Annotated in this window: 10 protein-coding genes; all 10 read right to left on the minus strand. The window is 72.1% G+C overall.

Annotated features, from left to right (window positions below; translation table 11 throughout):
• Positions 1-554: 554 nt before the first annotated feature.
• Positions 555-836, minus strand: coding sequence for a hypothetical protein (locus E1166_RS29370; RefSeq protein ID WP_132343089.1), 282 nt, complete (start codon positions 834-836; stop codon positions 555-557).
• A complete protein-coding gene (locus E1166_RS29375) occupies positions 833-1,105 on the minus strand; it encodes a hypothetical protein (RefSeq protein WP_132343090.1) in 273 nt (90 codons plus the stop codon). Before E1166_RS29375 ends, E1166_RS29370 begins: the two co-directional genes overlap by 4 nt.
• A 2-nt stretch (positions 1,106-1,107) precedes the next feature.
• Complete coding sequence (locus E1166_RS29380; RefSeq protein ID WP_132343091.1) at positions 1,108-1,443, minus strand: hypothetical protein; 336 nt, start codon at positions 1,441-1,443, stop codon at positions 1,108-1,110.
• Positions 1,444-1,510: 67 nt separating this feature from the next.
• Positions 1,511-1,717 carry a hypothetical protein gene (locus E1166_RS29385; RefSeq protein ID WP_132343092.1) on the minus strand — a complete coding sequence of 69 codons (207 nt, stop codon included), beginning with the start codon at positions 1,715-1,717 and terminating at the stop codon, positions 1,511-1,513.
• Positions 1,714-2,316, minus strand: coding sequence for a hypothetical protein (locus E1166_RS29390; RefSeq protein WP_132343093.1), 603 nt, complete (start codon positions 2,314-2,316; stop codon positions 1,714-1,716). Before E1166_RS29390 ends, E1166_RS29385 begins: the two co-directional genes overlap by 4 nt.
• A complete protein-coding gene (locus E1166_RS29395) occupies positions 2,309-2,884 on the minus strand; it encodes a hypothetical protein (RefSeq protein WP_132343094.1) in 576 nt (191 codons plus the stop codon). Before E1166_RS29395 ends, E1166_RS29390 begins: the two co-directional genes overlap by 8 nt.
• Positions 2,884-3,198, minus strand: a complete 315-nt coding sequence (locus tag E1166_RS29400; RefSeq protein ID WP_132343095.1) for a hypothetical protein — start codon at positions 3,196-3,198, stop codon at positions 2,884-2,886. Before E1166_RS29400 ends, E1166_RS29395 begins: the two co-directional genes overlap by 1 nt.
• Positions 3,195-4,088 carry a hypothetical protein gene (locus E1166_RS29405; RefSeq protein WP_132343096.1) on the minus strand — a complete coding sequence of 298 codons (894 nt, stop codon included), beginning with the start codon at positions 4,086-4,088 and terminating at the stop codon, positions 3,195-3,197. Before E1166_RS29405 ends, E1166_RS29400 begins: the two co-directional genes overlap by 4 nt.
• A 61-nt stretch (positions 4,089-4,149) precedes the next feature.
• On the minus strand, positions 4,150-4,272 hold the full coding sequence (locus E1166_RS32610; RefSeq protein ID WP_279433239.1) for a hypothetical protein: 123 nt from the start codon (positions 4,270-4,272) through the stop codon (positions 4,150-4,152).
• Complete coding sequence (locus E1166_RS29410; protein ID WP_132343097.1) at positions 4,269-4,922, minus strand: hypothetical protein; 654 nt, start codon at positions 4,920-4,922, stop codon at positions 4,269-4,271. The genes E1166_RS32610 and E1166_RS29410 overlap by 4 nt, the downstream gene beginning before the upstream one ends.
• Positions 4,923-5,038 lie beyond the last annotated feature (116 nt).

Genomic DNA, 5,038 nt, shown 5'->3' on the forward strand with positions numbered 1-5,038 from the left:
GGGTCACGCTGCGTGACGAGGATCAGAGCGAGCCAGGATGGTTCTCGGCCTCGCGCGTTCGCTTTGGTCGAGGCTTGCGCGCCTGCGCTGCCTCGCCTGCGGTCTTCCGTGCGTGGCAGTACGAGCACAGGGTTTGCAGGTTGCCTAGGTCGTGGTTGTCCCCACGTTCGATGTGGTCGACCTCACTACCAGGTGCACCGCAGCGCTCCCCCGTGCTGAACTTCTGCCGGCATCGGTACCCATCCCGGCGCAGCACGCGCAGCCGTCGAAGCGCCCAGTCATGCGGCAGGCGTGCCCGTCGGTCTGACCCCTCCCAGGTCATCAGACCTCCCAGGTAGAAAGCGAACGCCCCCGGGTCGCTCGGCTCCCCACCCGTGCGAGCGCGCCCCGCTGGTATGCGCGGGGGCTCGCGTGCGTGGGAAGGGCGCTCGCCGGGGGCGTAGTCAGGAAACGCAGCCGCCCCACTCCCGAGCCTGTCCCTAGGGGCGCACAGGTCGTCGGCGAGCGGGGCGGAAGCGTGGTCGGCAGGGTGACGTGAGTCTTCCCCGCCTCTACTAGGTGAGTGGGCCAGGGTCGGGTGACGTGGATCTTCGAGCGGCCGACCGGGAGGCGTCGCATGGTCGGCAGCGGCGTTGCAGGCCGTCGGCTGCGGCGGCGTCCTCGGCGAAGGCTCGCGCGGGCAACTCCTCGCCGCAGTCTGGGCACGGCTTGAACGGCTGCGCGGCGCGAGCGATCCGGCGCGCGAGCTGGCGGCGAACGCGGGCCTCGAAGGCGAGCGGGTCGAGGCCGTGAGCCTCGGCCATCCGGGCGGACAGCTCGGCCAGTGGGTCGGTCACTCGATCCGCTCCCAGTTGAGCGGGGCCCGCTCGACGTAGCCGGTCACGGTCTTACCGCGACCCCAGTGCCGATTGGCGTAGGCCGCGTCCTTCTTCGCCTTCGTGATCGCGGCCGTGGCCTGAGCCTTCCCCGCGAACGGGCCGGCGTAGTACGTCTCGGTGCGCTCGACCCGCTCTGCCGCCCAGCGCGACTCTGGCTCAGCGGCGTGGTGGGTCATGATGACGGCCCGGAAGACCTCCGGGTCCGTACCGAACATCAGGCGGGCCATGCTCAGTCCTCCTCGTCGCAGTCGGTCTCGAACAGGTCGTCGTCGACCACGATCGGGACGACCACCGTCCGCCCGTCGCGGTGCTCGGTCCGGTAGGTCGTCGGCTTGCTGGCCGGCTGGCGCGGCGTGACGCGGGACGGTGCCCGCGGCGCGGTGCGCGTGCCCGAGCTGGTCGAGCCGGACCGGGTCGACGACGAACCGGACCCGCCGCCGGGCTTCGCGGCGCAGGCGGGCTCGGGGTCGTCGCACGCGACCAGGACGACGAGGGCGGACAGCGCGACGGCGAAGGTCAGCACGGCAGCGCCGAGGCGACGGAGGGCGGGAGCGAGACGGGACACGGGGACCTCCTCGGGTCAGCGAAGGGCCCGCCCAGCGCGCAGCCGGACGGGCCCTTCAGGGGGTGGGTTAGTTGTCGGACCGGGTGTGCGCACCTCGCATGACGCCGACCAGCGCGCCGAGGAGCGTGGCGACCAGCATCGACGAACCGAAACCGATCGTCGGCAGGTCGTGAAGCCACTCGCCGCGGACCACACCGACCGTGATCATGAAGAGCCAGCCGGTCAAGACGACCGAGACGACGATGGCGGCGACGGTGGCGAAGAACTCTCTCACTTGGTCTCCATTCCGAAGAGCGGCTTCACGCCGTCGCAGGCATCGGCGGCGTTCAGGATTCCGGCGGCGTACGACCGGGCGGCGGCCGGCGTCAGGACGACCCCATGCCGTCGGCCGTCCTCGACGACGGTCACGCGCACCCGCTTCCCGCGTACGGTCTGATAGGCGTCGGTGGTCGCCTGGTCGCCCGGGTCGACCGTGCAGGGGACCGCCAGCGCCGCGCCGATCGGACCAGGGTTGCCGGTGTCGCCGTCGGCGTCGTCCTCGTCGTCCTCGGCCGGCTGCGGGTCGTCGTACTCGACCAGAAAGGTCGCCACGTCGAGCGCCACGCGGGCGCGGGCGTCCGACGTGGCGTCAAGGCCGAACTCCTCGACGAACTCGCGGCCCTTCGTCAGGGCCTCTTCGGGGGTGATGGTCACGGGGTCTCCTTCCAGACAGGACGGGCAGACGACCGACCACGGCGGGAGCGCCCGGCCGCAGCCGACGCACTTCCCGAGGCCGATCGAACGGGCGAGGGCGTAGAGCAGGACGAAGGACAGACCGATCCCGCCGAGACCGGCGGCGACTTCGAGGACGAAGCCGGGAACGCGGTCAGGCATCGGGCTTACCTTCGAGCTTGTCCGCGAAGGTCGCGAACGCCTCGCCAATGTGGCGGTAAAGGTTGGTGTGGGGCCCGTACGCCCTGCCAGCGGCCTTGGCGTACATCGTCGCCACCTCCCGGGCCGCCTGGGCGACGTCCGGAACGGCGGGCGCGGCGTCGAGCGGGGCGAGGAAGGCCGGGTCGACGTACCAACCAGGGTTACCGGCGTCGGTGCCGTCGAGGGCCGTCACCATGACGTCGCCCTCACGGTCCGGGCCGTTGTCCACACGGACGCGCGTCGCCCCAGTGGTGCTGACGCCGGCAGCGACCGGCGTTCCGCCGCGCATTCGGTAGGTCGCCTGCGGCAGTAGCCGGTACTCCCGACCGACCTCGATCGCCGGGGCCTCGGCCGGGGCCGGCTTCGGCCCGTCGCCAAGGACGGCGGTCAGGTGGTCGCGCAGTGCCACGACATCGGCCCGGTCGAGGTCGTACCACCGGCCGTACTCGGGCGCGACACGCAGGGTTCCGGCCTTCGTGAAGTTGCCGCCGAAGGTCAGGCCGTCGAAACGACGTTCGCCGATGGTCATCAGAACAAACCTCCCGTCAGGAAGTGCAGAGACAGCCAGGCCAGGAAGGCCAACAGCACGAAGCGACGTAGCCGCGTCCATCCGGTGATGGGACGGAACGGGTCGGCGGGGTGGCGCTTCGTGCCGAACCACGCCCAGACGTGCTCGCTCAACGTGTCGCCGGCCCGGGAGTTGAACAGGGCCATCCCCTCGACCACGGCGAAGTACGCGAACCAGACCAGCCACGTCGCCCACCACGCATCGACCGCGAGGGCGACGCCCCCGACGGTGCCGAGGAGGGCACCGCCGAGAGCGAAGGGGAGGAGGCGCTTCACGCCGCCCCCTCGACGAGGAAGTCCGCGATTGCGAGGAGGGAGTCCGTGTCGACGCACGTCCCGTCCTCGTCGCCTCCGAGGATCGACCACGCCTCGCGGACCGCCGCGACCCGGCGCGGGTCGAGGTCGGGAGCGGGTAGCGCCCAGAGCCGACCCAGGTCGGCGGGGGTGACCTCGACCAGCGGCGCACCCGTCGTCGTCCCCAGCCGCGCCCGCAGGGCGTCAACCGCGCCGTCCGTGGCGAGCGGGGCCGGCTCGTCGAGCGGGGCGAGGAAGCAGCGCTGCACGTACCAGCCTTCCGAACCGGCGTGCGTACCGCCGTCGAGGACGGTCACCCGAACGTCACCATCGCCCGCGTCGGCCAGCTCGACCCGGACGCGGGTCACGTCGCGAAAACATGGCTCGGCTTCGCGGTTGCTGGCGCAGTGCGCGCCCGGCAGTAACCGGTACTCCCGCCCAACCTCAATCGCCGGGGCCGGCGGCTCGGCGTCCTTCTCGGCCGGGTCGAACGGCTTCAGGGCCTCCCGCAGGCGGGTCACGCCGTCGGGGGTGAGGTGGACGGTCACCTCGTCGTCGACCTCGGCGTTGATCGTCAGGCCCAGCGGGGCCGACTCGCTCGACCGCGTGTAAACGGTCAGCGTGTCGCCGACCGGGTCGACGTAATCGAGGATCGCGGCGGGGTTGCCGGTCTCGGCCGGGGCCTCGCGTTGCGCGCCGTACGGGGCGAGCGCGGCGCGCAGGCGGTCGACGTCGGGGCGGAAGAGCAGGACCTGAGCTTCGTCGCCGTCGGTTGTCTTCGTGCCGATCAGGACCGCGTCGGCAAACGAAAGCGAAGGCTCGACGTCGAGGCGGTCGCCGTCGCTGTCGGTGTGTACGAAGATGCGGGTCATGTCGTCCTCTCGGGACAGGCCGGGGCCGCCACGTCGCACGCAGCGGCCCCGGGAAGGGTGGTCAGTAGGAGAAGTCGCAGTCGCGCGAGCTGCACTCGGCGTGCGGCTCGGCGTCGTCCGGGTCGCCGGGAGCCGGCGCGTACCAGCGCCGCAGCGCAGCGCCGCAGTGGGGGCAGGGGGTCACGGACGGCGGATGTGGACGGTGTGGAGCGTGAAAACCCGCCCGTCCTCGCCCCGTGCCTCAAACGCGCGGACCCCGGGACCGCGCGACCCGATGTCGGCCACCAGCCGGACTCGGTCGCCCGTCCTGAAGGCCGCGCAGATCGGGCGGTCCTCAGTCACGATCGCCTCGTCGCCGACGGCCCACGGGCGCTCGGCCGCCGGCAACGACGGGGCGACGTCACAGGGGCGGACCCAAGCGGTCCGGAGACCGTGGGCCGCGAGGGCCTTCACGACGTAGCCGTTCGCCGGGTCGTTGGCGGCGACGCGCTCGACCACAACCGGCGTACCCTTCGGCAGGCCCGCCGGGGTGCCCAGGTAGCCGCGGGCGTCGTCGGTCACGATGACCAGCGGCGTACCCGGCTCGAACGGCTTCGGGGCCTCCTCGACGACGGCGGTCGCGTCCGGGGCCGGGTACCGCTCGGCCAGCCAGGCCGCCAGCGCGCGGGCGTCGGCCTCGGACAGGTGGCCGATGACGCTCTGAAGGCCCGCGGCTCCGTGGCGCTCGGCCTTGAAGAACAGGCCGTCAGGGTCTTGACTCGACGCGGCCAGCCGCAGCGACCCGGGGACGCCGGAAGGGTTGGTCGTGGGGACAGTGATCTCGGACTTACCCATGTGCGGGGCCTCCTCGGCCTCGTGTCTGTGGGGGACACAAGGGGAGTGGGCCAGCAGCGCCGCGGGTGTTCAGACGAAAATGGACCCGCCCCGGGCGCTCCCGCAGGGGTAGGAGG

It is taken from the genome of Micromonospora sp. KC213 (genome assembly GCF_004348325.1).
GTDB lineage: Bacteria > Actinomycetota > Actinomycetes > Mycobacteriales > Micromonosporaceae > Micromonospora.

Coding starts and splice junctions, on each gene's coding strand:
- E1166_RS29375 (WP_132343090.1), bottom strand. CDS start 1,105: ATGGCCCGCCTGATGTTCGGTACGGACCCGGAGGTCTTCCGGGCCGTC.
- E1166_RS29410 (WP_132343097.1), bottom strand. CDS start 4,922: ATGGGTAAGTCCGAGATCACTGTCCCCACGACCAACCCTTCCGGCGTC.
- E1166_RS29405 (WP_132343096.1), bottom strand. CDS start 4,088: ATGACCCGCATCTTCGTACACACCGACAGCGACGGCGACCGCCTCGAC.
- E1166_RS29395 (WP_132343094.1), bottom strand. CDS start 2,884: ATGACCATCGGCGAACGTCGTTTCGACGGCCTGACCTTCGGCGGCAAC.
- E1166_RS29390 (WP_132343093.1), bottom strand. CDS start 2,316: ATGCCTGACCGCGTTCCCGGCTTCGTCCTCGAAGTCGCCGCCGGTCTC.